General features: G+C 69.1%; 23 protein-coding genes. 19 read left to right on the top strand and 4 right to left on the bottom strand.

Annotated features, from left to right (window positions below; genetic code table 11):
* The first annotated feature begins 37 nt into the window (after positions 1-37).
* The 5 genes from treS to BW982_RS03225 all read left to right on the top strand — a co-directional run bounded on the left by treS (position 38) and on the right by BW982_RS03225 (position 6,560).
* Entirely contained in the window at positions 38-2,344 is a 2,307-nt protein-coding gene (gene treS, locus BW982_RS03245; protein WP_254845513.1) for a maltose alpha-D-glucosyltransferase, read from the top strand.
* Positions 2,345-2,383: 39 nt separating this feature from the next.
* Positions 2,384-2,938, top strand: a complete 555-nt coding sequence (locus BW982_RS03240; RefSeq protein ID WP_076490632.1) for a GIY-YIG nuclease family protein — start codon at positions 2,384-2,386, stop codon at positions 2,936-2,938.
* A gap of 69 nt (positions 2,939-3,007) precedes the next feature.
* Positions 3,008-3,673, top strand: a complete 666-nt coding sequence (locus BW982_RS03235) for a hypothetical protein (RefSeq protein WP_076490631.1) — start codon at positions 3,008-3,010, stop codon at positions 3,671-3,673.
* A gap of 110 nt (positions 3,674-3,783) precedes the next feature.
* Complete coding sequence (locus BW982_RS03230) at positions 3,784-5,415, top strand: sensor histidine kinase (RefSeq protein WP_076490630.1); 1,632 nt, start codon at positions 3,784-3,786, stop codon at positions 5,413-5,415.
* The gene (locus BW982_RS03225; protein WP_076490629.1) at positions 5,397-6,560 is read left to right on the top strand and encodes a hypothetical protein; all 1,164 of its coding nucleotides are present in this window, start codon (positions 5,397-5,399) and stop codon (positions 6,558-6,560) included. Before BW982_RS03230 ends, BW982_RS03225 begins: the two co-directional genes overlap by 19 nt.
* Before the next feature lie 11 nt (positions 6,561-6,571).
* Here BW982_RS03225 and BW982_RS03220 read toward each other — a convergent pair whose 3' ends face one another.
* Complete coding sequence (locus BW982_RS03220) at positions 6,572-6,949, bottom strand: response regulator transcription factor (RefSeq protein WP_076490628.1); 378 nt, start codon at positions 6,947-6,949, stop codon at positions 6,572-6,574.
* A 111-nt stretch (positions 6,950-7,060) separates the two neighbouring features.
* On the opposite strand from BW982_RS03220, the gene coaE reads away from it, so the two are divergent.
* From coaE to BW982_RS03205, 3 genes are all read left to right on the top strand, one after another.
* Positions 7,061-7,660: a dephospho-CoA kinase gene (gene coaE / locus BW982_RS03215; RefSeq protein WP_076490627.1), complete on the top strand. Its 600-nt coding sequence runs from the start codon at positions 7,061-7,063 to the stop codon at positions 7,658-7,660.
* Positions 7,661-7,733: 73 nt separating this feature from the next.
* Positions 7,734-9,803 carry an excinuclease ABC subunit UvrB gene (gene uvrB / locus BW982_RS03210; protein ID WP_076490626.1) on the top strand — a complete coding sequence of 690 codons (2,070 nt, stop codon included), beginning with the start codon at positions 7,734-7,736 and terminating at the stop codon, positions 9,801-9,803.
* A gap of 13 nt (positions 9,804-9,816) precedes the next feature.
* Positions 9,817-10,239, top strand: coding sequence for a VOC family protein (locus BW982_RS03205; protein WP_076490625.1), 423 nt, complete (start codon positions 9,817-9,819; stop codon positions 10,237-10,239).
* Positions 10,240-10,286: 47 nt separating this feature from the next.
* Here BW982_RS03205 and BW982_RS03200 read toward each other — a convergent pair whose 3' ends face one another.
* A complete protein-coding gene (locus BW982_RS03200) occupies positions 10,287-10,523 on the bottom strand; it encodes a hypothetical protein (protein ID WP_076490624.1) in 237 nt (78 codons plus the stop codon).
* Between the two features lie 34 nt (positions 10,524-10,557).
* Here BW982_RS03200 and BW982_RS03195 point away from each other — a divergent pair, with 34 nt between their 5' ends.
* The 11 genes from BW982_RS03195 (at position 10,558) to BW982_RS03145 (ending at position 22,620) form a co-directional block, all read left to right on the top strand.
* Positions 10,558-10,992 carry a MarR family winged helix-turn-helix transcriptional regulator gene (locus tag BW982_RS03195; RefSeq protein WP_254845512.1) on the top strand — a complete coding sequence of 145 codons (435 nt, stop codon included), beginning with the start codon at positions 10,558-10,560 and terminating at the stop codon, positions 10,990-10,992.
* A 143-nt stretch (positions 10,993-11,135) separates the two neighbouring features.
* Positions 11,136-14,075 carry an excinuclease ABC subunit UvrA gene (uvrA, locus tag BW982_RS03190; RefSeq protein WP_076490622.1) on the top strand — a complete coding sequence of 980 codons (2,940 nt, stop codon included), beginning with the start codon at positions 11,136-11,138 and terminating at the stop codon, positions 14,073-14,075.
* 3 nt (positions 14,076-14,078) lie between these two features.
* A complete protein-coding gene (gene uvrC, locus BW982_RS03185; protein ID WP_175611014.1) occupies positions 14,079-16,022 on the top strand; it encodes an excinuclease ABC subunit UvrC in 1,944 nt (647 codons plus the stop codon).
* A gap of 28 nt (positions 16,023-16,050) precedes the next feature.
* Entirely contained in the window at positions 16,051-16,929 is an 879-nt protein-coding gene (gene rapZ / locus BW982_RS03180) for an RNase adapter RapZ (protein WP_076490621.1), read from the top strand.
* Between the two features lie 82 nt (positions 16,930-17,011).
* Positions 17,012-17,989 (top strand): DNA-binding protein WhiA, encoded by a 978-nt coding sequence (gene whiA / locus BW982_RS03175; RefSeq protein ID WP_076490620.1) that lies wholly within the window; start codon positions 17,012-17,014, stop codon positions 17,987-17,989.
* Between the two features lie 172 nt (positions 17,990-18,161).
* Positions 18,162-18,788 (top strand): superoxide dismutase, encoded by a 627-nt coding sequence (locus BW982_RS03170; protein ID WP_076490619.1) that lies wholly within the window; start codon positions 18,162-18,164, stop codon positions 18,786-18,788.
* A 104-nt stretch (positions 18,789-18,892) separates the two neighbouring features.
* The gene (gene gap / locus BW982_RS03165) at positions 18,893-19,903 is read left to right on the top strand and encodes a type I glyceraldehyde-3-phosphate dehydrogenase (protein ID WP_076490618.1); all 1,011 of its coding nucleotides are present in this window, start codon (positions 18,893-18,895) and stop codon (positions 19,901-19,903) included.
* A gap of 6 nt (positions 19,904-19,909) precedes the next feature.
* Positions 19,910-21,124 carry a phosphoglycerate kinase gene (gene pgk / locus BW982_RS03160; protein ID WP_076490617.1) on the top strand — a complete coding sequence of 405 codons (1,215 nt, stop codon included), beginning with the start codon at positions 19,910-19,912 and terminating at the stop codon, positions 21,122-21,124.
* On the top strand, positions 21,115-21,903 hold the full coding sequence (tpiA, locus tag BW982_RS03155) for a triose-phosphate isomerase (RefSeq protein ID WP_076490616.1): 789 nt from the start codon (positions 21,115-21,117) through the stop codon (positions 21,901-21,903). Before pgk ends, tpiA begins: the two co-directional genes overlap by 10 nt.
* Positions 21,904-22,016: 113 nt before the next feature.
* Positions 22,017-22,265, top strand: coding sequence for a preprotein translocase subunit SecG (secG, locus tag BW982_RS03150; RefSeq protein ID WP_063257885.1), 249 nt, complete (start codon positions 22,017-22,019; stop codon positions 22,263-22,265).
* A 1-nt stretch (position 22,266) separates the two neighbouring features.
* Positions 22,267-22,620: an RNA polymerase-binding protein RbpA gene (locus BW982_RS03145; RefSeq protein WP_076490615.1), complete on the top strand. Its 354-nt coding sequence runs from the start codon at positions 22,267-22,269 to the stop codon at positions 22,618-22,620.
* A gap of 52 nt (positions 22,621-22,672) precedes the next feature.
* Here the strand turns inward: BW982_RS03145 and BW982_RS03140 are convergent, their stop codons facing one another.
* Complete coding sequence (locus BW982_RS03140) at positions 22,673-23,416, bottom strand: hypothetical protein (protein WP_076490614.1); 744 nt, start codon at positions 23,414-23,416, stop codon at positions 22,673-22,675.
* Complete coding sequence (locus BW982_RS03135) at positions 23,413-24,861, bottom strand: polysaccharide deacetylase family protein (protein WP_076490613.1); 1,449 nt, start codon at positions 24,859-24,861, stop codon at positions 23,413-23,415. The genes BW982_RS03140 and BW982_RS03135 overlap by 4 nt, the downstream gene beginning before the upstream one ends.
* Positions 24,862-24,903: the final 42 nt, after the last annotated feature.

Raw genomic sequence — 24,903 nt, 5'->3', positions numbered from 1 at the left:
CGATGTCGTGCATCCCGACTAGCGTCGGTACGACGACATGAGGAGGTCGCGAGTGGACGACGCCGACGAGCTGACGACAGCACGGACGCCGGAGGACGGTATCGACAGCAGCATCACGGGCGACGAGGCCGGGGAGCCGGTGGCCGAGATCAGCTACGACGAACAGCGGTATCCTGCGCGCCCTCGCCGTCTGCGTCCGCGCGACCAGTTCCGTGGGGGGACGCTGCGTCGGTTCCTCACGGATCCGCGTAACGCGAACGGCGGCAATCCGTCGTACGTCGAGTGGCTCGTCCGGCAGTCGATGCTCAAAGATGCCGACGTGCTCAGCCGCCAGCTCTCGGGACAGCCGTCGATGTGGCGCAATCCCTACGCGCGTCCGGATGCGCGGCGGGCGATCGAGTCCACGGATGTGTGGTTCACCGCCTACCCGATCTCGCTCATGGCGCGACCGGGGGAGTCCTTCCTGGACGCCCTCGGCGACGAGGCGCTGTGGGAGGCCTTCGAGTGGGTCGGGATCAACGGCATCCACACCGGACCCGTCAAGCGGGCGGGGGGAATCAGCGGATGGCAGGAGACCCCCAGCGTCGACGGGCACTTCGACCGCATCAGTACCCAGATCGATCCCGAGTTCGGTGATGAGAACGCCTTCCGCCGCATGGCCGACGTTGCCGAGGCGCACGGCGGCAGCGTGATCGACGACATCGTGCCCGGCCACACCGGTAAGGGCGCGGACTTCCGTCTCGCGGAGATGGCCTACAAGGACTACCCAGGGATCTACCACATGGTCGAGATCCCCCGCGAGGATTGGGGCCTTCTCCCGGAGGTCCCGGCCGGTCGGGACTCGGTGAACCTCGATGCCGACACGGAGCGCGAACTGAGCGCCCGCGGCTACATCATCGGCGAGCTGCAGCGCGTGATCTTCTATACGCCCGGGGTCAAGGAGACCAACTGGAGTGCCACGGCGCCGGTGGTCGGCACGGACGGACTCGAACGCCGCTGGGTGTACCTGCACTACTTCAAGGAGGGCCAGCCGTCCATCAACTGGCTGGACCCCACCTTCGCGGGCATGCGTCTGGTGATCGGCGACGCGCTCCACTCCCTCGGTGACCTCGGCACGAGTGCGTTGCGGCTGGATGCGAACGGGTTCCTCGGAGTCGAGAAGAGCGCGGAGGGACTGCCGGCATGGTCGGAAGGCCATCCGCTCTCGCACGCCGCGAACCACATCATCGCGGGGATGGTGCGCAAGGTGGGCGGCTTCACCTTCCAGGAGTTGAACCTCACGATGGAGGACATCCGCGACACGGGGGCTGTGGGCGCGGATCTGTCCTATGACTTCGTCACGCGTCCCGGCTATCAGCACGCCCTCGCGACGGCCAACACGGAGTTCCTGCGGCTCGCGCTCACCACAGCGTTGGAGACCGGTGTCGAGCCCGCGCAGTTGGTCCACGGCATGCAGAACCACGACGAGCTGACGTACGAGCTGGTCCACTGGGCCACGACTCACCGCGACACCGTCTACCCGTTCCGCCACGGCGAGTCGACGGGCGCGGAGATCGCCGAGACCGTGCGCGGCGAGCTCACGCAGTCCCTCACCGTCGACGCGGACTACAACCTCGTCTTCACGCAGAACGGCATCGCCTGCACGACGGCGTCCCTCATCGCCGCGACGCAGGGCAAGGCGACGCTCGACGACATCACCGAATCCGACGTCCCCGCGATCCGCGACGCGCATCTGCTGCTGGCGAAGTACAACTCGTGGCAGCCCGGTGTCTTCGCCCTCTCCGGTTGGGACCTCACGGGGTCGCTCACCGTCCCGGCGGCGGATGTCCATCACCTCATCTCCTCCGGTGACACACGCTGGATCGAACGGGGAGCTCACGACCTGCTCGACGTGGCTCCGGAGGCGTCGACCTCCGCCTCGGGGATGCCGCGCGCCCGGTCGCTGTACGGATCCCTCGCCCGTCAGCAGGCCGATCCGGAGTCCTTCCTCGCCGGGCTCCGCGACATCCTCCGGATCAGGAGCGAGAACGAGATCGCCGTGGCCTCCCAGGTCGACATCCCGCAGGTGGGGCATCCCAGCATGCTCGTCATGGTCCATCGCCTCGACGGCGGCGATCGCCGTCGGGAGGATGCGCTCCTGCAGATCACCGTGCTCAACTTCTCGGGCGAGAGCATCGAGGGGACGGTGCGTTCGGAGTGGCTGGTTCCGCAGAGCACCGCGGTGGATGCCGCGACGGGCGACGTCGTGGGACGCGTCGACGAGCTGCAGAGCTTCGCGCTCGAACTGGGACCCTACGCCGGCCTCTTCCTGCGGCTCCAGGCGCCGGAGCCGACGGAGGGCTGACCGGGAGCTCGTGTCGGGGGTCTCGCCTACGCTTCGGGCATGAGCGAACAGGCCCTCTGCCTCGTGCCCGCGTGCGGTGCCGTCGCTGCGCCGGATGCTCCACTCCGTATGTGCCAGGAACACCTGATCGTCGCCGCGGAATGGGTGGGACGCCGCGACGGAGTCGCCGACGTCCTGCCGACGCCGTGCCTGTTGTGCGGTTCACGGTGGGGTGTTCGCTGGCCGAGCGGATGGCTCTGCGCCGTGTGCGAATGGCGCCACGGCGAGCCCGTGGACGGTGAGCTGCCCCCACCCCGTGTCGACGTGGTCTATTACCTGCGGTTCCGAGATCGCGTGAAGATCGGCACGAGCGCTCAGCCCCGGCAGCGACTTCGGGCGATCCGCCACGATGAGCTCCTCGCGTTCGAACAGGGCGACCGGTCGGTCGAGAAGCGCCGACACGCGCAGTTCGCCGCCGAGCGGCTGGGCGGGTCGGAGTGGTTCGCCCTCAGCGAGGCCCTCGACACGCACATCGACTCGCTCTCCGCAGGCGTGGACGACCCGTGGGACCTGTTCGCACGTTGGACGAGCGAAGCGTTCGCTCGGCGCGGCTGAGCCTCCCGCGACACAGGAGACTCAAAGCCGGCGGACTTAGCGTGATGTCCCCAGACACCGGAGGCACTCATGGGTTTCCTCGATCGACTCTTCGGCGGCGGCGAGGACCAGCGCCGCCCGTCTGTTCCGCCGCAGCCGCCGTCGTCGGCGAGCGGTTTCCGCGACGTGGACGGTCGCTATTCCCCGCCGCCCCCGCCCGGGACCGCAGGCCCGGCATCCGTGCCGGCGGGTGACGACGCGCGGGCGCTCGAACGGTATCGGTATCTCCTTCGGACGGCGCCGCCCGAGACCGTCGAGCAGGTCCACGCGGAGGCGTTCGCGCGGTTGACGCCGGGTCAGCGGCAGCAGGTCCTCCAGGAGCTCTCGTCCGGGCTGCCCGCATCGGAGCGTCCGGTCGGCGACGACCCAGCGTCGCTCGCCCGCGCGGCGACACGGGCCGAGTACACCCGGCCGGGCTTCATGGAACGCACGTTCGGGGGGCGCTCGTTCGGCGGCGGCGTGGGCGGGCCGGGGTTCGGGTCGATGCTCGGCGCCTCCATGCTCGGCACGATCGGAGGATACGTGATCGGGTCCGCGCTCGTCGGATCGCTCTTCGACCCCGGCTATGCCGCGGGCTTCGAGGACGGCATGGCGGCGGACGGTGGCGACGCGGCATCGTTCGACGATCCGGGGGTGTCCGACGCCGCCGGGTTCGGAGATTTCGGGGGCGATTTCGGAGGCGACTTCGGCTTCTGACGTCCGCGGCGCGGCCCACCCGCCGCCGGGTCGGACGACGGAAGCCGCGTCGCGGCATGCGCCGCGTGGGCACCATGCGTGCGGGGGCCGTGCGCGCTAGGGTCGAGGCCATGTCCGGCTCGTCGCCGAGCGAGCGGCTCGGTCTTCACCGCAGCCTGCTGACCAGCCAGCTGCTGCAGGCCGCTGCCACGGTGCTCGCCGTCGCCGTCACTCTCGTGCTCGGGCAGATTCAGGATGTCAGCCTGTTCGTCGCGGGCGCCGGAATGATCTTCGTCTGCGCGGCGATCGTCGTCCTCTCGCCGCGCGATGATCTGCCGCCGTGGCTGGTTCTCCTCGCTCCCGTCGTGGACGTGGCGGCGATCGGGCTGATGCGCGAGAGCGCTCCGGTCGCAGGCGTCGGTCTGCTCTGGGCGTTTCCCGCGATCTGGATCGGATCGGCGTTCGGCGTCCGGGGGGTCGTCGGTGTGACGGCCGCCGTGTCGGCGATCATCACCTACCAGGCGTTCGACGAGATGCAGCGCGTCGCCGCGTCGACCTTTGTCCTGCCGTTCACGCTCGCGGCGCTGGCGACCATGTCGCATTTCGCGGCCACGCGCACCCGTGCGCAGCGATCGTTGCTCGAGAAGCAGTCGGCCGAGCTGCGGCGTTCCCTCGAGCGCTCGCGTCGGCAGGAGGACCTGGTCACCGAGGTTCTGGACGCGGTGGACTTCGGTGTCATCCGCATCACGGCCGACGGCGAGTACTCGGTGAGCAACGAGGCGCACGCGCGGTTGCAGGCCGGTGCCGGGAGCCTCGGATCCGCGACCCGGGCGTACGCGGCTGACGGCATCACGCCGCTCGGCACGGACGAGACGCCGTTCGCCCGCGCCCGCGCCGGCGAGTCGTTCGAGGGCGAGCTCGTCTGGTTCGGGACCCCCGGCGACGATCGCCGCGCCCTGAGCGTGACGGCACGTCATCTCCCGGCCCGCGACGGTGTCGGCCCGGGGAGCGTCGTCGTCTCCCGCGACGTCACGACCGAGGAACTGGCGCTCCGCGCCCGCGAAGACTTGGTGGCCAGCGTCTCGCACGAGTTGCGGACGCCGCTGACCTCGATCATCGGCTACCTCGAGCTCGCTCTCGACGACGACGACCTTGCGGACACGACGCGGGAACAGCTCGAGATCGCGGAGCGCAATGCGAGCCGCCTGCGCGAGCTCGTCGCCGACATCCTGGCGATGTCCGCGGCTTCGCGGCACGGCATCGGATTCGCGCTCGAAAAGGCCGAGACGGACGTCGCCGACATCGTCGAGAGCGCCGTGACCTCGGTGGCGCCGCGCGCGGTGGCGCACGGCATCCGGATCGACGCGTCCGGCGTGCGTTCGTGCCCCGCGTTCGTCGATGCCCACCGTCTGCGCCAGGTCGTCGACAACCTGCTGTCCAACGCGGTGAAGTACAACACCCGCGGCGGTGTCGTGGTGGTGTCCGTCGGGCGCGAGGCCGACACCGTGCTCGTCACCGTCGCCGACGACGGGCCCGGGATCTCTCCCAGCGAGCAGGGCCGCATCTTCGAGCGCTTCTTCCGCGCGGATGCCGTGCGGAACTCGAGCGTTCACGGCAGCGGACTGGGCCTGGCGATCAGCCGCGACATCGCGCGCGCCCACGGCGGCGACATCGCGATGATGACCGAGCCGGGGGCAGGGTCCGTCTTCACCGTGCGTCTGCCTCAGAAGGAAGGAGCCGCGCCATGGTCTTCGACGTCCTGAGCCTGCAGACAGCGTCGTCCCTGGTGATCCTGGTGTCGGCGGTGATGTACCTGCTCGACACGCTCATGCTGCGCGACGCGCTCCCGGGTCGGCTATGGGCGACGGCGTTCCTGGCCGGGGTTCTGTCCTCGGTCTGCTACCTGGTCTGGATCTCCGTTCCCGGAGCGTTCATCGCCCTCGCGCTGGGCAACGGCGCCTTCGTCGCGGCGACCTCGTTCATCTGGTTGGGCAGCGTGGCCTTCAACGGCCGGCCGCTGAGGATCCCGGTCATCATCACCGCGGTGGCTCTGGTGGCGGTCGTGGTGCTCGCACTCGTCGACGGTCCCGCGGCGGGGGACTGGGCGGGAGCGGTGCCGCTGTTCCTCGCCAATGCGCTGTTCGCGGTGCTCGGGGCGATCGAAACGCGGCGCGGCGCCATCGGACGACGATGGAGCGCGGCGGCGTTGACGACGGTCCTGGCGATCGAAGCGATCTGGTTCTTCGTCCGCACGATCGTCTTCGTCGCGCAGGGACCGGACAGCCCGGTGTTCCTGACGTACTTCGGCACGAGCGTCTCGGCCTTCCTGACGATGTCGCTGGTCGTCGCCGCCGTCGTGGTCACCTCCGTTCTCCGGACCAGCGAATCCGCTCTGCGCGGCAACCCCGAGACCCGTCAGCTCGTCGTCGACCGCAACGGCGTCCTGCTGCGCGAGTCGTTCGGCGCGGTCGTCACGATCCTGGTCGCCCGCGCCCGCGCGGCCGGCGAGGACATGTGCGTCATCGGCATCCGGGTCGACGATCTGCGCCGCGTGGCGACCGCGTTCGGTCCGGAGGAGGCGGAGGAGATGGCGCGCGCGTTCCGAGCATCCGTGCGTCGGCATGCTCCGACGATGGCACTCGTGGGGGAGACGGATGCCACGGGCCTGTCCGTCGCGTTCTCGACGTCGATCGCCGTGGATCAGCGTCGGCTCGTCCGCGTGCTGCACGAGCGGGTCGTCGCGGACCTCACCGACCTCGGGACCTCCGTCGTGCCGGTGGTGGGGATCGGTGTGGCGCTCGCCTCGGTCGACGGGGCGGACGGTCCGACCCTCGTCGACCGGGCCGATGCCAACGCGAGTCGCGCGGCAGCGACGGGCGAACAGCCCTTCGGTCTCACCTCGGGCTGAAGTCCTCGCGATCAGTCCTCGTCCCGGGCGGCCACGAGGGCGTGCACGCGCGCACGGAGCTCTCGCGGGCGGAACGGTTTCGTGAGGTAGTCGTCGGCGCCGGCCTCGCGGGCCAGCCGTTCCTCGGTGGCATCCACGCGGGCACTCACCATCAGGATGCGCGTCCGGCTGAACTCGCGGATGCGCCGTGCGGTCTCGAAGCCGTCGAGGCCGGGCATGCTCACGTCGAGGGTCGTCACCGCCGGGTCGGTGCGGCGCACCGTGTCGATCCCGGTCAGCCCGTCGACCGCCGTGTGTACGACGAAACCCTCCGGTTCGAGGGTCGCGGTGAGGAGCGATCGGATGTCGACGTCATCCTCGATGACGACCACGACGTTGGGATTCGGCATGATGACACTCTCGCCAACCGGTCGGAAGGCGCGGACGCGGCCTTGAGGGAAATCGTAGACCACCCCGGATGCCGAGGGGCCCCTGCGCGCGTGCTGTGGCATCCTCGACGGGTGACCCTTCTCGCGCTGACCGGCGGAATCGCGTCGGGAAAGTCCACGATCTCCCGCATGCTCGCTGAGAAGGGCGCGGTGATCGTGGACGCGGACGCCATCGTGCGGGAGGTCCAGTCGCCCGGATCGCCCGTACTCGCCGCGATCGCCGCGGAGTTCGGCGACGAGGTCCTGACGCCCGACGGCTCTCTCGACCGACCGGCGCTCGGCGCGCGGGTCTTCGGCGACCCCGAAAGGCTCGCCGCGTTGAACGCGCTGGTCCATCCGGCCGTGCGCGAGGAGTCGCAGCGGCGATTCGGGGCGGCGCTGTCCGCCGATCCTGGGGCCGTGGTCGTGTACGACGTCCCGCTCCTCGCCGAGTCGCGCGGTACGGGCGAATGGGACCTCGTCGCCGTCGCCCACGCCCCGGCCGAGATGCGGGTGCGGAGGTTGGTCGAACAGCGCGGTCTCTCCGAAGCGGACGCCCGCGCCCGGATCGCCGCCCAGGCCGGTGACGACGAGCGGCTGGCACTCGCGGACGTCGTCATCGACACCGCCGGCGACATGGATGCCACGCGACGCCAGGTGGACGAGTTGTGGGAACGGGTGTCGGCGCGCTGACCCGCCGCGGCGCGCTCGCGCACGGCGAACAGCTCGCCGCCCCGATGTCGGAGGCCCCGCCTACGCTGGAATCATGCAGGCCACACGTTCCGTCCGCCCCTTCGAGGTCGTCAGCGAGTACTCCCCGTCCGGCGATCAGCCGCAGGCGATCGCCGATCTGGCCGCGCGTATCAACGCCGGTGAGACGGACGTCGTGCTGCTCGGTGCCACCGGTACCGGTAAGTCCGCGACGACCGCCTGGCTGGTCGAGGCGGTGCAGCGGCCGACGCTGGTCCTCGCGCACAACAAGACCCTCGCGGCGCAGCTGGCCAACGAGTTCCGTGAATTGATGCCCCACAACGCCGTCGAGTACTTCGTGTCGTACTACGACTACTACCAGCCCGAGGCGTACGTCCCGCAGACGGATACGTTCATCGAGAAGGATTCCTCGATCAATGCGGAGGTGGAGCGCCTCCGCCACTCCACCACGAACTCCCTGCTGTCGCGTCGCGACGTGGTCGTGGTCTCGACGGTCTCGTGCATCTACGGCCTCGGTGCGCCCGAGGAGTACCTGCGGGCCATGGTCGCGTTGCAGGTGGGGGAGAGGTACGACCGCGACGCCCTCATCCGTAAGTTCATCGCGATGCAGTACAACCGCAACGACGTCGATTTCTCGCGCGGCAACTTCCGCGTGCGCGGCGACACGATCGAGATCATTCCGGTGTACGAGGAGTACGCGATCCGCATCGAGATGTTCGGCGATGAGATCGAAGCGCTGTACATGCTGCACCCGCTCACGGGAGATGTGGTGCAGAAGATGGACTCCGTGCCGATCTTCCCGGCATCCCACTACGTCGCAGGCACCGACACCGTGCAGCGCGCGATCGGCACGATCGAGCACGAGCTCGCCGAGCGGCTGAAGGAGCTCGAGTCGCAGAACAAGCTGCTCGAAGCTCAGCGTCTGCGGATGCGTACGACGTTCGACCTCGAGATGCTGCAGCAGCTGGGCTTCTGCTCGGGAATCGAGAACTACTCCCGCCACCTCGACGGGCGCAACGCGGGCGATCCGCCGCACACCCTGCTCGACTTCTTCCCCGACGACTTCCTGCTCGTCATCGACGAGTCGCACGTGACGGTCCCGCAGATCGGCGCGATGTACGAGGGCGACGCCTCGCGCAAGCGGACGCTCGTCGAGCACGGCTTCCGTCTCCCGAGCGCGATGGACAACCGTCCGCTGCGGTGGGACGAGTTCAAGAATCGGATCGGTCAGACGGTGTACCTGTCGGCCACGCCCGGCCGCTACGAGATGGGTATCGCGGACGGCGTGGTCGAGCAGATCATCCGCCCGACGGGCCTCGTCGACCCCGAGATCGTCGTGAAGCCGTCGAAGGGGCAGATCGACGATCTGCTCGAGCAGATCCGGCTGCGCGTCGAGCGCGACGAACGAGTGCTGGTCACCACGCTGACCAAGAAGATGGCGGAGGAGCTCACCGACTTCCTCGGCGAGCACGGGGTGCGCGTGCGCTACCTGCACTCCGACGTCGACACGCTCCGCCGCGTCGAGCTGCTCACCGAGCTGCGCGCGGGCGTGTACGACGTCCTCGTCGGCATCAACCTGTTGCGGGAAGGCCTCGACCTTCCCGAGGTGTCGCTCGTCGCGATCCTGGATGCCGACAAGGAGGGGTTCCTCCGCAGTGGGACGTCGCTCATCCAGACGATCGGCCGTGCGGCCCGTAACGTGTCGGGCGAGGTGCACATGTACGCCGACAAGATGACCGACTCGATGCGGAACGCGATCGAGGAGACGGAGCGGCGCCGAGAGAAGCAGGTCGCCTACAACAAGGCGAACGGCATCGACCCGCAGCCGTTGCGCAAGAAGATCGCCGACATCACCGAGGTCCTGGCCCGCGAGGCATCGGACACGCGGAATCTGCTGTCCCGCAACGACAAGGCGGGCAAGGGCAAGTCGCCGACACCGCAGCTGCGGCGGACGGGGATCGCCGCGGAGGGCGCCGATCAGCTCGAGTCCACGATCGCCGACCTCACGCAGCAGATGCTCGCGGCGGCGAGCGAGTTGAAGTTCGAGCTCGCGGGACGTCTGCGCGACGAGGTGCAGGACCTCAAGAAGGAACTGCGCGCCATGGAGCGCGCCGGCCACGCCTGAGCCGGGGAGTCCGATGGAGCAGAGAGTCTCGCTGGTCACGCTCGGCGTGGCGGACCTGGAGCGGTCGCTGGAGTTCTACGAGCGTCTCGGTTGGCGTCGGCACGTCGACTCGGTCGACCGTGAGGTCGCGTTCTTCGACGTCGGCGGAATGGTCGTGGCGATCTGGGGTCGCGAGGAGCTCGCCTCCGATTCGGCCGTCCCGGACGGTGGAGGGTGGGGTGGCGTCACTCTCGCGCACAACGTCGGCACGCCGCGCGAGGTCGACGGCATCCTCGCCGACGCGGTGGCGGCCGGCGCGACGCTGGGGCGCTCGGGCGCGCCGACCCCGTGGGGCGGATACTCGGGGGTGTTCGTGGATCCGGACGGTCATCCGTGGGAGGTCGCGGTCAACCCCGGCTGGCCCCTGGACGCCGACGGGCGACCGCAGCTCGCCTGACGGGCGGTGCTCCGGCCACTCGCGGGGCCTCGGCCTTGTGCCCGGTCTCACGGGCAGTGCAGAAGGGGCTTCGGCCCCGACCGGTCGACGCTGTGCTCCGACATCGGGTGACCGCACAGGGGGCAGGGGCGCGCGGTGCGCACCGGTTCGGGCGTCGTCTCGTACGGACCGACCGATGCGGGACCGGCGACGCGGATCAGACGCGAGTTGATGTACTGGTACCACCCGCCGGCAGCCCGCACGCGTTCGCGCAGCGGGGGTCGGTCGGCATCCCTGTGTGCCATGATAATTAGTGTACTAAGTATTCGAGGAGGGTGCGTGGACGATCCGCTGCGTTTGGAGAACCAGGTGTGCTTCGCGCTCGTCACCGCCGCGCGCAACGTGGTGTCGATCTACCGCCCGGTTCTCGAGCCGCTCGGTCTCACGCATCCCCAATACCTCGTGATGCTCGCGCTCTGGGAGCGGGCGCCCCGATCGCTCGGCGCACTGGCCGGGGAGCTCGCGATGGAGCCCGCGACGCTCTCTCCGTTGGTCAAGCGGCTCGAAGCGCAGGGGAGGGTGCGGCGTACGCGTCGCGTCGACGACGAGCGCGTCCTGGACATCGAGCTGACCGATGACGGCCGCGCGTTGCGGGAACGCGCCCTCGAGGTGCCCGCGCGGATCATGGAGCGGGTCGGCATCGACGAGAGCGCGCTCGTCGCGTTGCGCGACGGGCTCGCCCCGTTCACGGGGCGTCTCGACGCCGCCGACTGAGGCGTTTCCCCCGCCCCGACCGCGGCCCGACGCGCCTTCGCGAGGGACTCGCGGCCCACGCGACGCGGCACCGCACCTTCGCACACATGTGCGCCGGAGGCGAACCCGGGACCGATGTCGGAGGGGGAACCTAGACTTGACGGGTGCCCATCGTTCCTGTCTCGTCTCCCGGAAACACCAGCGGAAAGCTCAGTGTTCGCGGTGCCCGCGTCCACAACCTGAAGAACGTCGACCTCGACATTCCGCGCGATTCCCTCGTGGTCTTCACCGGTCTCTCCGGGTCGGGGAAGTCGAGCCTGGCGTTCGACACGATCTTCGCCGAGGGGCAGCGCCGCTACGTCGAATCGCTGAGCGCGTATGCCCGCCAGTTCCTCGGGCAGGTCGATCGTCCGGACGTCGACTTCATCGAGGGCCTGAGCCCCGCGGTCTCGATCGACCAGAAGTCGACCAACCGCAATCCCCGGTCGACCGTGGGCACGATCACCGAGATCCACGACTACATGCGTCTGCTCTGGGCGCGCATCGGCGTGCCGCACTGTCCCGACTGCGGTGCTCCCATCCAACGGCAGACGGTGCAGCAGATCGCCGACCAGCTCATGGAGCTGCCCGAGCGCACCCGCTATCAGATCGTCGCGCCCGTGGTGACCCAGAAGAAGGGCGAATTCGTCGACCTCTTCAAGGAGCTCAGCGCGAAGGGGTACGCACGCGCCGTCGTCGACGGCGAACTCGTGCAGCTCGCCGAGCCGCCGACACTGAAGAAGAGCTACAAGCACGACATCGCGGTCGTGGTCGACCGACTCGTGGCCTCCGGCGACATCCTGAGCCGCGTCACCGACTCGGTCGAGACGGCCCTCGGGCTCGCCGGCGGCATCATGCAGGTGAACTTCGTCGACGAGGAGGGGGATGCCGCCTGGCAGTCGTTCTCCGAGAAGCTCGCGTGCCCCAACGGCCACCCGCTGCAGCTGACCGAGATCGAGCCGCGGACGTTCTCGTTCAATGCGCCGTTCGGCGCCTGTCCGGTGTGCTCCGGCCTCGGCACGCGCATGTCGGTCGATGTCGACCTCATGCTCGGCGACGAAGAGCTCTCGATCCGCGACGGGGCGATCCTGCCGTGGACGACGCAGGGCAAGGGTCTCTTCCAGTACTACGAGCGGCTGCTCGAGGGCCTCGCACGCGACCTGGAGTTCTCCCTCGACACGCCCTGGCGCGACCTCTCGAAGGACGTGCAGGACGCCGTCCTGCGGGGGGAGAACTACAAGGTCACCGTCAAGTGGAAGAACCGCTACGGGCGTGAGATGCGGTACTCGTCCGGCTTCGAAGGCGTCGTGCCCTACATCGAGCGACAGTATCTGCAGGCCGAGTCCGACGCGCAGCGTCAGCGGTGGTCGGAGTACCTGCGCGAGGTGCCGTGCGCGGTCTGCGACGGCGACCGTCTCAAGCCCGAGGTGCTCGCCGTGCTGGTCGACGGCACCTCGATCGCGGCGGCATCCCGCATGAGCCTCGCCGATGCGCGCGAGTTCTTCTCGCAGCTCACGCTCACCGACCGTGAGGCGACGATCGCCGCGGCCGTCCTGCGCGAGATCCGGGCGCGCCTGGACTTCCTGCTGCAGGTCGGCCTGAACTACCTCAGCCTCGGTCGCGCCGCCGGCACGCTCTCGGGCGGCGAGGCCCAGCGCATCCGTCTCGCGACGCAGATCGGCTCGGGCCTGACCGGAGTCCTGTACGTGCTGGACGAGCCGTCCATCGGTCTGCACCAGCGCGACAACCGCCGTCTGATCCAGACCCTCGAGACGCTCCGCGACCTCGGGAACACCCTCATCGTCGTCGAGCACGACGAGGAGACGATCCACGCCGCCGACTGGGTCGTCGACATCGGACCGCGGGCGGGTGTGGACGGCGGCAACGTCGTGCACTCCGGGCCCCTGGCCCAACTCCTCAGCGACGACCGATCGCTGACCGGCGCATACCTGTCGGGCCGTCGCTCGATCGAGGCCCCGAAGAAGCGCCGCAAGATCGACAAGAAGCGACAGGTCACGGTCGTCGGTGCGCGCGAGAACAACCTGCAGAACGTCACGGTCGACTTCCCGTTGGGGGTGCTGACGTCGGTGACCGGCGTGAGCGGTTCCGGCAAGTCGACGCTGGTCAACGGCATCCTCTACGAAGTGCTCGCGTCGAAACTCAACGGTGCGCGCCGTGTGCCGGGCAAGCACACGCGCGTCACCGGGCTCGACAACCTCGACAAGGTCGTGCACGTCGACCAGGCGCCGATCGGCCGCACCCCGCGGTCGAACCCGGCGACGTACACCGGTGTGTTCGACCGCATCCGCACCCTGTTCAGCGAGACACCCGAGGCCAAGGTGCGCGGCTACCAGGCCGGACGCTTCAGCTTCAACGTCAAGGGCGGCCGGTGCGAGGCGTGCTCGGGCGACGGCACCCTGAAGATCGAGATGAACTTCCTGCCCGACGTGTACGTCGACTGCGAGGTCTGCCACGGCAAGCGGTACAACCGCGACACGCTCTCGGTGCACTACAAGGGCAAGAACATCGCCGAGGTGCTCGAGATGCCGATCTCGGAGGCCGCGGAGTTCTTCGAGCCCATCCAGGCGATCCACCGGTACCTCAAGACGCTCGTCGACGTGGGCCTCGGCTACGTGCGGCTGGGTCAGTCGGCCACGACGCTCTCGGGCGGCGAGGCGCAGCGCGTCAAGCTCGCGACCGAACTCCAGCGCCGCAGCAACGGCCGGTCGATCTACGTGCTCGACGAGCCGACCACGGGTCTGCACTTCGAGGACGTCTCGCTGTTGCTGAAGGTGCTCAACGGACTCGTCGACAAGGGCAACACCGTGATCGTCATCGAGCACAATCTCGACGTGATCAAGAGTTCGGACTGGGTCATCGACCTCGGTCCCGAGGGCGGTGCCGGCGGCGGCACGATCGTCGCGACCGGAACACCCGAGCAGGTCGCGACCGTGACCGAGAGCCACACGGGCGCGTTCCTCGCGGAACTCCTCGAGACCGGTCGCACCGGCGCCCAGCGCAACACCGCCGAGCGCGAGCCGGAACTGGCCCGCGCGGGAGTCTGATCCGTGGCGGCCCGAGAGCGGCTGTCGCAGCTGCCCTATCGCCCCAAGGCGGGGGAGATCCCAACCAACCCGGGGGTCTACCGCTTCCGGGACGCGGAGGGGCGCGTGCTGTACGTCGGCAAGGCGAAGAACCTCCGTGCACGTCTGTCGAACTACTTCGCACCGCTGTATTCATTGCACGAGCGCACCCGGCGGATGGTGACGACCGCGACCTCGGTCGAGTGGACCGTGGTGCCGAGTGACGTCGACTCGCTGCAGCTCGAATACATGTGGATCAAGGAGTTCGATCCGCCCTTCAACGTGCGCTACCGCGACGACAAGTCCTACCCGTTCATGGCGATCACCCTCGCCGACGAGGCGCCTCGGGTCATCGTCACGCGCAATCCGAAGATCCGCGGCGCCAAGTACTTCGGGCCGTACCCGAAGGTCTGGGCGGTGCACGACACGATCGACCTGATGATCAAGGTCTTCCCGATCCGCACGTGCAGCGACTCGTCGTACAAGAAGGCGATGCAATCGGGGCGGCCCTGCTTCCCGGGGCAGATCGGGCGCTGCGGTGGTCCCTGCTCGATGAAAGTGACCATCGAGGAGCACCGCGCGATCGTCGACGACTTCGTGGCCTTCATGTCGGGCGGCGACCAGCGCTTCACGAAGGCGCTCACCGCTCGGATGATGGAGGCCTCGGCGGCCATGGACTACGAGGCCGCCGCACGGTACCGCGACAAGCTGCAGGCCATCGACGCCGTGCTCGGCAAGAGCGCCCTCGTGCTCCCGGCCGACACGGATGCCGATCTCTTCGGCATCGCCGAGGACGAGCTGGCGGCGACCGTCCAGCACTTCGTGGTGCGCGGGGGCCGTGTCCGAGGGGTGCGGGCCACCACGATCGAGAAGGAGATCGACATCGCCGGCGCCGATCTCGTCGATCAGGTCGTGCAGCGGACGTACGGCGACGCCGCGGCCGCCGACATCCCCCGGCAGGTGCTCGTGCCGGAGCTGCCGGACGACGCCGCTCAGCTGGAGGCGTGGCTGCGCGACCGACGCGGTCGGCCCGTGTCGGTGCAGGTCGCCCAACGCGGACCGAAGGCCGACCTGCTGAAGACCGCAACGCTCAACGCGCAGCAGGCGCTCATGCTCCACAAGACGCGCCGCACGAGCGACTACGTCGCCCGCTCGCAGGCGCTCACCGATCTGCAGGAGGCCCTGGGGCTCGCCGAGGCGCCGCTGCGCATCGAGTGCTACGACGTCTCGCATCTGTCGGGCACCAATGTCGTGGCATCCATGGTCGTCTTCGAGGACGGGTTGCCCCGCAAGGACCAGTACCGCTCGTTCGGCGTCGCCGAGACCACCGACGACACCGACTCGATGTATCAGGTGCTCACGCGCCGGCTGGCCTACCTCGACAGGCCCGACGACGACGAGCGCGAGACCCTCGGGGGAGCGATCGTCGCGGATGCCGAGAGCCCCGAGGCGACGGCGGACGGCGAGGTGGTGACCACGCGCAAGCGTCCGCGGTTCGCGTATCGTCCCCAACTGCTCGTCGTCGACGGCGGCCAGCCGCAGGTCGCCGCGGCGGCGCGCGCCCTCGCCGACGCGGGCCACGAGGAGATCGCCCTGTGCGGCATCGCCAAACGGCTCGAAGAGGTGTGGCTGCCGGGGGAGGACTACCCGGTCATCCTCCCACGCACGTCGGAGGCGCTGTATCTGCTGCAGAGACTCCGTGACGAGGCGCACCGATTCGCGATCACGCACCAGCGCAAGCGGCGCAAGCGCGACATCTCGAGTGTGCTGACGGAGGTCCCGGGTCTCGGAGACGCCCGCATCAAGGCCCTCCTGCGGCACTTCGGTTCGGTCACGGCCCTGAAGAACGCCTCTCCCGACGAGATCATGGCGCTGCCCGGCATCGGTCCCACCCTGGCCGAGGCCATCCATGCGCGCCTGGCTCGCTAGGCTGGAACCCCCGACGGAAGGGCGAATCATGCAGGCGGCACGGGATGCGCCCGGCGAGGTGCTGATCGTCACGGGGATGTCGGGCGCGGGCCGTTCCACGGTCGCCAACGCCCTGGAGGATCTCGACTGGTACGTGGTCGACAACCTTCCCCCGCGGATGCTGCGGCCGCTCCTGGATCTGACGGAGCGCGCCGCCGGCGCGGTCCCGAAGGTGGCCGTCGTGGTGGACGTCCGAGGACGTTCGCTGTTCGGCGACCTTCCCGAGGCGATGCGCGCGCTCCAGGCCGACGGTCAGGTCCGCGTGGTCTTCCTGGATGCCTCCGACTCGGTGCTCGTGCGGCGGTTCGAGGCCGTGCGTCGTCCTCACCCTCTGCAGGGCGACGGCACCATCCTCGACGGCATCCGGCGCGAGCGCGAACGGCTGACTCCCCTGCGGGAAGCAGCCGACGTCGTGATCGACACCTCGTCGTACAACGTCCACCAACTGTCGATCCGGACGGTCGAGCTGTTCGGTGAAGAAGGCGCGGCCCGGCACACGGTCACCCTCATGAGCTTCGGGTTCAAGTACGGCCTGCCCACGGACGTCGATCTCGTCGCGGACATGCGATTCCTGCCGAACCCGTTCTGGAACGAGGATCTGCGGCCGCTGACGGGGGAGGATCCCGCGGTGCGGGAGTACGTGCTCGGTCAGGAGGGCGCGACCGAGTTCCTCGACGCGTACGCCGCGGCGATGCGGCCCGTCCTCGCGGGGTACGAGCGCGAGAACAAGCGGCACTCGGTCATCGCGATCGGCTGCACGGGCGGGAAGCACCGATCGGTCGTCATGGTCCGCGAGCTGGCCGCCCGCCTCGGCGACCTGCCCGGTGTCGCGGTCCGTGTGACTCACCGAGACCTCGGCCGCGAGTAGGCTGTACCCTCGTCCCCGCCGCTCGACAGCCTCACCCGTGCTGTCCCGAGCGCTGCCCCATCGTCCTGAACCGAGGAGAACCGTGCCGCTGACCGCCGACGTGAAGGCCGAGCTGATCACCGTACGCGACCCGCGTCCGACGGCGCGCGTCGCCGAACTCACGGCGATCCTGCGCTTCTCGGGTGGTCTGCACTCGATCGCGAACCGCGTGGCCGTCGAAGCCGAACTGGACTCGGACATCCTCGCCCGTCGCGTGGCCCGCGATCTCATGGAGCTGTACGGCGTCCGCCCCGAACTGCACCACGTGCAGGGTTCGGGTGGGCGCACCGGCGGTCACTTCGCGGTCCGCGTCATCGAGGCCGGTGAGACGCTCGCCCGGCAGACCGGGCTCCTCGACCAGCGCCGCCGCCCCGTGCGGGGCCTCCCCAACAAGCTCACCACCGGTTCGCGTCCCGACCTCAGTGCCATCTGGCGCGGGGCGTTCCTCGCCAGCGGCTCGCTCAGCGACCCGGGCCGCTCCGCGGCGCTCGAGATCTCGTGCCCGTCCTCCGAGGCGGCCATGGCGCTCGTCGGAGCCGGTCATCGCATCGGCATCCCCGCCAAGGCGCGTGAGGTGCGGGGCGTGCCGCGCGTCGTCGTGCGCGACGGCGAGGCGATCCGTGGTGCCCTGTACGAGATGGGCGCCCGTCGCACCGCGGGGGAGTGGGACCAGATGCGTCAGCGCCGCGAGGTGCGCGCGGGCGTCAACCGCCTGGTCAACTTCGACGACGCCAATCTCCGTCGCTCCGCGCAGGCCGCGGTGGCCGCGTGCGCCCGTGTCGAGCGCGCGCTCGAGATCCTCGGCGACGAGGTCCCCGCGCACCTGCAGCAGGCCGGCGAACTGCGTCTGGCCCACCGCGACGCGAGCCTGGACGAGCTCGGCCATCACGCCGACCCGCCGCTGACGAAGGATGCCGTCGCCGGTCGGATCCGGCGCCTGCTGGCGATGGCCGACAAGAAGGCGGAGGTCGAGGGGATCCCCGGCACCGAGTCCGCGGTGCCGGTCGGCGCCGACGACTAGCCCGCACGAGCCCGATGACGAACGGATGCCATGATCCATGGCATCCGTTTTCGTTATCCCTCGTCATTCGGGGAAGCAACCCCGTGGTCCGTGCGTTGCCGCTCAGTAGGATGAACACGTCACCCTCGCTGCGCCGAGGCTTCGGTGCAGCGCCGATTCGGAAGTAGAGAACATGGCGAAGTACACGCTGCCCGAACTGCCCTACGACTACTCCGCGCTGGAGCCGCACATCAGCGCGACCATCATGGAGCTGCACCACAGCAAGCACCACCAGACGTACGTCAACGGCGCGAACACCACGCTGGACCTCCTCGCCGAGGCGCGCGAGAAGGGCGATTTCGCGAACATCAACCGTCTGCAGAAGGACCTCGCGTTCAACCTCGGCGGTCACACCAACCACTCGATCTTCTGGACCAACCTCTCTCCCAACGGTGGCGACAAGCCCACCGGCGACCTCGAGGCGGCGATCGACGACCAGTTCGGTTCGTTCGACGCCTTCCGCGGTCAGTTCACCGCGGCGGCCCTCGGCGTGCAGGGCTCGGGCTGGGCGGGTCTGTTCTGGGACTCCATCGGTCAGAACCTGCTCATCCAGCAGTTCTTCGACCAGCAGGGTCAGATCGTCGCCGGCACCGTCCCGCTGCTGCTCCTGGACGTGTGGGAGCACGCGTACTACCTCGACTACAAGAACGTGCGCGCGGACTACGTGAAGGCGTTCTGGAACATCGCCAACTGGGCCGATGCGCAGGAGCGCTTCGCGGCCGCCCGTGAGAAGACCACGGGTCTGCTGGTACTGTCGTAAACGGCGTGGGCGTCCCGACGGGACACCCCGTCGGGACGCCGTTGTCCGCCAGCGAACACCGCAATCACGCGCTTCTCGCGCACAACTGATTCAGGAGATATTCCGTGACCGTCAAGATCGGAATCAACGGCTTCGGCCGTATCGGACGCAACTACCTCCGCGCGGCTCTCGCGCAGGGTGCCGACCTCGAAATCGTGGCGGTGAACGACCTCACCGACAACAAGACCCTGGCCCACCTCCTCAAGTACGACTCCGTCGGAGGCGTCCTGGCCGAAGAGGTCTCGTACACCGAAGACTCCATCACCGTCGGCGACAAGACCATCAAGGTCTTCGAAGAGCGCGACCCTGCCAACCTCCCCTGGGGCGAGCTCGGCGTCGACATCGTCATCGAGTCGACCGGCCGCTTCACCAAGGCCGAGGACGCCAAGAAGCACGTCGCCGGCGGCGCCAAGAAGGTGCTCATCTCGGCGCCCGCCACGGGTGACGACGCGACCATCGTCATGGGCGTGAACGAAGAGACGTACAACCCCGAGACCGACGTCATCATCTCGAACGCGTCGTGCACCACGAACTGCCTCGCCCCGCTGGCGAAGGTGTTCAACGACGCCTTCGGCATCGAGCGCGGCTTCATGATGACCGCTCACGCCTACACCGCCGACCAGAACCTGCAGGACGGCCCGCACAGCGACCTCCGCCGTGCCCGTGGCGCCGCGATCAACATCGTCCCCGCCTCCACCGGTGCCGCCAAGGCCATCGGCCTGGTCCTGCCCGAGCTGAACGGGAAGCTCAGCGGCTCGTCGTACCGCGTGCCGGTCCCCACCGGCTCGATCGTCGACCTCACGATCGTCACGCCCACCGAGGGCCTGACCGTCGACCAGATCAACGAGGTCTACAAGAAGGCCGCGGCCGAGGGACGCCTCAACGGCATCCTGCAGTACACCGAGGACCCGATCGTCTCGAGCGACATCCAGGGCAACCCGCACTCGTCGATCTTCGACGCCGAGCTGACCAACGTGTCCGGCAACCTCGTCAAGGTCTCGTCCTGGTACGACAACGAGTGGGGCTACTCCAACCGTCTCGTCGACCTGACCGAGTACGTCGCCGAGCGTCTCTGACACTCCATGGCTCTGCGCACCCTCGAATCGCTGGGGTCGCTGGCCGGCACGCGCGTCATCGTCCGTTGTGACCTGAACGTCCCCCTCAAGGACGGCGTCATCACGGACGATGGCCGCGTGCGCGCGTCGCTGCCGACTCTCAACGCCCTCATCAACGCCGGCGCCCGCGTCGTCGTGTGCTCGCACCTGGGGCGTCCCGACGGGTCTCCCGACCCGAAGTACTCGCTCGAGCCGGTCGCGCAGCGCCTGTCCGAGCTGCTCGGACAGCCGGTCGCGTTCGCTCGCGACACCGTCGGCGAGTCCGCCCGCGAGGCCGTCGCCTCGCTCGAGGACGGCGACGTCGCGGTCATCGAGAACCTCCGCTTCAACGCGGGGGAGACCTCGAAGGACGAGACCGAGCGCCAGGCGTTCGCGCGGCAGTTGGCCGACCTCGGCGACGCCCTCGTCTCGGACGGCTTCGGCGTCGTGCACCGCAAGCAGGCGAGCGTCTACGATCTCGCGCAGATCGTGCCGTCCGCGGCGGGTCTGCTCATCCAGAAGGAGCTCGAGGTCCTCGATCGTCTGACCGAGACCCCCGAACGTCCGTACACGGTCGTCCTCGGCGGGTCGAAGGTCAGCGACAAGCTCGGTGTGATCGAGCACCTGCTGCCGCGTGTCGACAAGCTGCTCGTCGGCGGGGGAATGATGTTCACGTTCCTCGCGGCCGAGGGCAGCAAGGTCGGAGCCAGCCTGCTGGAGAAGGACCAGATCGACACCGTGAAGGGCTACCTCGCCACGGCGAAGGAGCGCGGCGTCGAGATCGTCCTCCCCGTGGATGCCGTCGTCGCGGCGTCGTTCTCGGCGGACGCCGAGCACGTGGTCGCGGATGCCGTGGCGCTGGAGGACACCCCGTTCGGTGCCGCAGGCCTCGGTCTCGACATCGGCCCCCGCACGGCGGACCTGTTCGCCGAGGCGATCCGCGACTCCCGTACGGTGTTCTGGAACGGCCCGATGGGTGTGTTCGAGATGGCCGCGTTCGCCGCGGGCACACGGACCGTGGCGCAGGCTCTGACCGAGGTCGACGGCCTCAGCGTCGTCGGCGGCGGCGACTCGGCCGCGGCCGTGCGCCAGCTCGGCTTCGCCGACGATCAGTTCGGTCACATCTCCACCGGCGGCGGCGCCAGCCTGGAGTTCCTCGAAGGCAAGAAGCTCCCCGGACTGGAGGTCCTCGGATGGTCCTGAACCGTACTCCCCTCATCGCCGGCAACTGGAAGATGAACCTCGACCACCTGCAGGCGGTCGCGTTCGTCCAGAAGCTGCACTGGACGCTGAAGGAAGCCAAGCACGAGAACGGCAGCGTCGAGGTGGCGGTCTTCCCGCCCTTCACCGACCTGCGGACCGTGCAGACGCTGCTGGATGCCGACAAGATCGACTTCGCCCTCGGCGGTCAGGACCTGTCGGCCCACGACTCCGGTGCCTACACGGGTGAGATCTCGGGTCAGTTCCTGGCCAAGCTCGACGCGAAGTACGTCATCATCGGTCACTCGGAGCGTCGTCAGTTCCACCACGAGACCGACGAGGTCGTCGCCGCGAAGGTGAAGGCCGCGCTCCGGCACGGTCTCGTGCCGGTCGTCTGCGTCGGCGAGACGCTGGAGCAGCGCGAGCAGTCGGGTCCGACCGCGGTCTCGGTCGCTCAGCTCCAGACGGCACTCGAGGGCGTGCCCTCCGACGCCGAGATCGTGGTGGCCTACGAGCCGGTCTGGGCGATCGGTACCGGCCAGGTCGCTTCGCCCGAGCAGGCGCAGGAGGTGTGCGCCGCGGTGCGCGCCGTCGTCGCCGCCCAGCTCGGAGAGGACGCCGCGGCTCGCACGCGCGTGCTGTACGGCGGGTCGGTGAAGGCCGCGAACGTCGCGAGCTTCCTGCGCGAGCCGGATGTGGACGGTGCCCTGGTGGGTGGCGCGAGCCTCGTCGTGGATGAGTTCGCAGCGATCATCCGCTACCAGAAGCACGTCGGCGTCTGAACGACTCCGGATGCCCGCGGCCGTGCGCCGCGGGCATCCGTGCGTTCACGCGCCCTCCCCGTATACTTGACGCTTGTGTGGTCGGCTCCGACCGCCGCGAAAGGCTTTCGACAGTGCAGATTCTCGAGTTCGTCCTGCAGGTTCTCCTGGGCGTGACCAGCCTCCTGCTGACCCTGCTCATCCTGCTCCACAAGGGACGTGGGGGCGGCCTGTCCGACATGTTCGGCGGCGGCATGAGCTCGGCACTCGGTTCGTCGGGCCTGGCCGAACGCAACCTCAACCGATTCACGATCGTCCTGGCGCTGGTGTGGTTCATCACCATCGTCGGTCTCGGTCTCCTGACCAAGTTCGCGGAGCTCTGACATGGCCACTGGCGGCAACGCCATCCGCGGCACGCGCGTCGGCGCGGGCCCGATGGGTGAACAGGATCACGGTTTCCACGCCGATCGCGTGGCGGTGTCGTACTGGGACGCACTCGGCAACGAGACCGTCCGCTACTTCGCCGCGGGTATCCCCGACGACGAGATCCCCGAGACGATCGACTCGCCGCACTCCGGCCTTCCCGCCGGTCGCGACAAGAACAACCCCCCGGCTCTGGCCAAGACCGAGCCCTACAAGACGCACCTGGCCTACGTGAAGGAGCGCCGCACCGACGAGGAAGCGGAGTCGCTCCTCGACGATGCGCTGCAGCAGCTGCGCGAGCGTCGGGGCCAGTAAGACCTCCCCACGGAAGAGACCGGATGCCCGCGGCATCCGGTCTCTTCCGTTCTCACTGCACGGGGCTGCTCGTCACGATCCGGGTCCACGGCCCGTCGGGGACGTCGCGGTCGTCGACGAACGCCCAGTCGACCCGGTCGTCCTCGCCGTCGAGTTCGGCGAAGCCCAGGCATCCGTTGAGCGCCGGGGACACATCGAGTCCGGCGCCGTTGAACCGCGCGTTGTCCGGACGTCGATCGTCGGAACCGAAGACGTAGGCGGCGTCGCGGTACTCGCCGGGTCCGGCGTCCTGGATCTGGCCGTAGCAGAGCCGATCGCCCTTGCGGAGCACGACCCAGCGGTTCTTCATGAGGCTGACCGCGGGGTCGTCGACGTGCGCGGCGTACGCGCTCTCCGACGCCCACGGGATCACCCTGCCGCGCTCGGCGAAGCCCACCTCGTCGTTGACGTCGTCGAACGGCAGATCGAGGTAGAACGGGTTCTCCCGCGGCGTCATGCGGGTCGGGAAGTACCCGTTCGCGGCGGTGCGCGGTTCGGTGCGGCACTGCGCGCCCTCGGAGACGCCGTCGCATCCGCCGTACGACGCCAGCCATCGCGAGTCGTACGTCGACAGGCGCTGGCTGCCGTCGGGCGCGCTCGGGTCGAACACTTCGCCGACCCAGAAGGTCGTGGCGACGATGTCGGTGTGCCACGGGTAGCCCGTGTCCGGGAGCGGGGCGGGCGTCGGCGCGCACGCCACGACGCCGGCGGCGACGAACACCCCGAGGGCACTCGTCGCCGCCGAGCGCCGGATCATCCGCTGACGTCGCTCTCGGTCGGCTGGAAGAGCTCGACGGGCCCCCGCGGCGGGGTCGTCGTCGCGGGGGCGAGTCGGGTCACGCCGGTCGCCGGGGCGAGAGCCGGGGCGCCCGCGCTGTCGTAGAGTGCGAGGTCGTCGGTGCGGAGGGTGCCGTTGCCGAAGATGGTCAGCGCGAAACTGATCCCGTTGTACCCGTCGGGGATCGCCGGCGTCGTCCAGTCGGCCTCGGTCCAGTCGGCCGCCGAGGCGTACCAGGGGCTGGAGGTCCAGTACGACCACGAACCGGAGGTCGACCGCAGGTACACCGCGAACTGTGTCACGCCGCTCGCGAGATACCACTCGCGCAGAGTGTACGTGCGACCGGGGGTCACGGTCGGCGCGCACTGGCCCAGGTCGAACTGCGGAAGGAGCTTGGCGTCGCCGTCTCCGTAGCCGGTCATGGTGATCCCGCTGGAGATCGCGCCGGTGTGGGCGGGCGACCCGGTCTCGAACGTCGGGTTGTTCGTGCCCCACCCGCCCCGCATCCAGCAGTCCGGCGCGCCCTGCTCCATGCTGGGGTTCACGATGCCGTTGGTCGAACCGGTCGGAGCGGGAACGGACGGGCCGTCCACGAGGGGTTTGGTCGTGCCGCCGATGACGCTTCCGATCGTCTTCACGACCGTGCCGGCGGCTTGTCGCGTCTTGAGCCACGACAGGAACTGGGAGAACATCGTCGGCGTGATCGCGAGGTCGCTGCACGCGTCGGCGCAGATGTCGTGGAACGTGTACTGCACCCAGCCGCCGCCGTTCTTCTCGGCGTTGGTGACGCCCGCCTTGAGGTCGTCGAGTGTCCAGGTCGCGTCGACCTGGTCGAGCGCCTTGAGCGCGAACGGGTCGGCGGGTTTGGTCGATTCGGCGTAGGCGCAGTCCGGGCAGCCGAAGCGGCTGCGGATGTCTCCGAGCAGTCGGGCGCTGTTGTACCCGCACTCGGCCGCGGCCTTCTCGACGTCCGGCGTGCTGGAGGCGAACGGGTAGGCGAAGCTGCGGACCGTGAATCCCCACGACGTGAGGTTCTTGCGATCGGTGCAGATCTGACGCTTCGCTTCGTCGAGGCTCACCTGCGCGAGATCGGGATGGTTCACGGTGTGCCCGCCGATCTCATGGCCGGCGCTCGCGAGGTTCGTCAGATCGGCGCGGGTCATGTGGCCGGCGGCGCCGATGAAACCGGACGGGACGTAGAACGTCGCCTTCATCCCGTTCGCCTTCAACGCGGGCAGGGCGCTCAGCTGGTCGGCGTTGGCGTCGTCGAACGTCAAGCTCACGACGGTGCGCGTGGCCGCCTGCGCGGGCGACGGTGCGACGGCGACGAGCCCGGCGACCGGGAGGGCGGCGAGTGCGAGAGCCGCGACGGCCAGGCGCAGGCGGCGACCTCGCCGGGTGGGGAGTGAGGGTCCGGAGAGCATGCGGGCGGCCTTTCTCGAGGGGGCGTGTCGAGCCGGGGGTGT

The sequence above is a fragment of the Microbacterium sp. RURRCA19A genome, from assembly GCF_900156455.1.
Taxonomy (GTDB): Bacteria; Actinomycetota; Actinomycetes; order Actinomycetales; family Microbacteriaceae; genus Microbacterium.
Note: the sequence above shows the minus strand (reverse complement) of the source record. Positions and strands in the feature narration are given on the sequence as shown.

Excerpts from the sequence above, each read along its gene's own strand:
- treS (WP_254845513.1), top strand. The coding sequence starts at position 38 with ATGAGGAGGTCGCGAGTGGACGACGCCGACGAGCTGACGACAGCACGG.
- pgk (WP_076490617.1), top strand. The coding sequence starts at position 19,910 with ATGGCTCTGCGCACCCTCGAATCGCTGGGGTCGCTGGCCGGCACGCGC.
- BW982_RS03205 (WP_076490625.1), top strand. The coding sequence starts at position 9,817 with ATGGAGCAGAGAGTCTCGCTGGTCACGCTCGGCGTGGCGGACCTGGAG.
- BW982_RS03235 (WP_076490631.1), top strand. The coding sequence starts at position 3,008 with ATGGGTTTCCTCGATCGACTCTTCGGCGGCGGCGAGGACCAGCGCCGC.
- BW982_RS03240 (WP_076490632.1), top strand. The coding sequence starts at position 2,384 with ATGAGCGAACAGGCCCTCTGCCTCGTGCCCGCGTGCGGTGCCGTCGCT.
- BW982_RS03135 (WP_076490613.1), bottom strand. The coding sequence starts at position 24,861 with ATGCTCTCCGGACCCTCACTCCCCACCCGGCGAGGTCGCCGCCTGCGC.
- tpiA (WP_076490616.1), top strand. The coding sequence starts at position 21,115 with ATGGTCCTGAACCGTACTCCCCTCATCGCCGGCAACTGGAAGATGAAC.
- BW982_RS03140 (WP_076490614.1), bottom strand. The coding sequence starts at position 23,416 with ATGATCCGGCGCTCGGCGGCGACGAGTGCCCTCGGGGTGTTCGTCGCC.
- BW982_RS03225 (WP_076490629.1), top strand. The coding sequence starts at position 5,397 with ATGGTCTTCGACGTCCTGAGCCTGCAGACAGCGTCGTCCCTGGTGATC.
- BW982_RS03145 (WP_076490615.1), top strand. The coding sequence starts at position 22,267 with ATGGCCACTGGCGGCAACGCCATCCGCGGCACGCGCGTCGGCGCGGGC.
- rapZ (WP_076490621.1), top strand. The coding sequence starts at position 16,051 with ATGCAGGCGGCACGGGATGCGCCCGGCGAGGTGCTGATCGTCACGGGG.
- BW982_RS03220 (WP_076490628.1), bottom strand. The coding sequence starts at position 6,949 with ATGCCGAATCCCAACGTCGTGGTCGTCATCGAGGATGACGTCGACATC.
- BW982_RS03170 (WP_076490619.1), top strand. The coding sequence starts at position 18,162 with ATGGCGAAGTACACGCTGCCCGAACTGCCCTACGACTACTCCGCGCTG.
- BW982_RS03200 (WP_076490624.1), bottom strand. The coding sequence starts at position 10,523 with ATGGCACACAGGGATGCCGACCGACCCCCGCTGCGCGAACGCGTGCGG.
- uvrB (WP_076490626.1), top strand. The coding sequence starts at position 7,734 with ATGCAGGCCACACGTTCCGTCCGCCCCTTCGAGGTCGTCAGCGAGTAC.
- BW982_RS03230 (WP_076490630.1), top strand. The coding sequence starts at position 3,784 with ATGTCCGGCTCGTCGCCGAGCGAGCGGCTCGGTCTTCACCGCAGCCTG.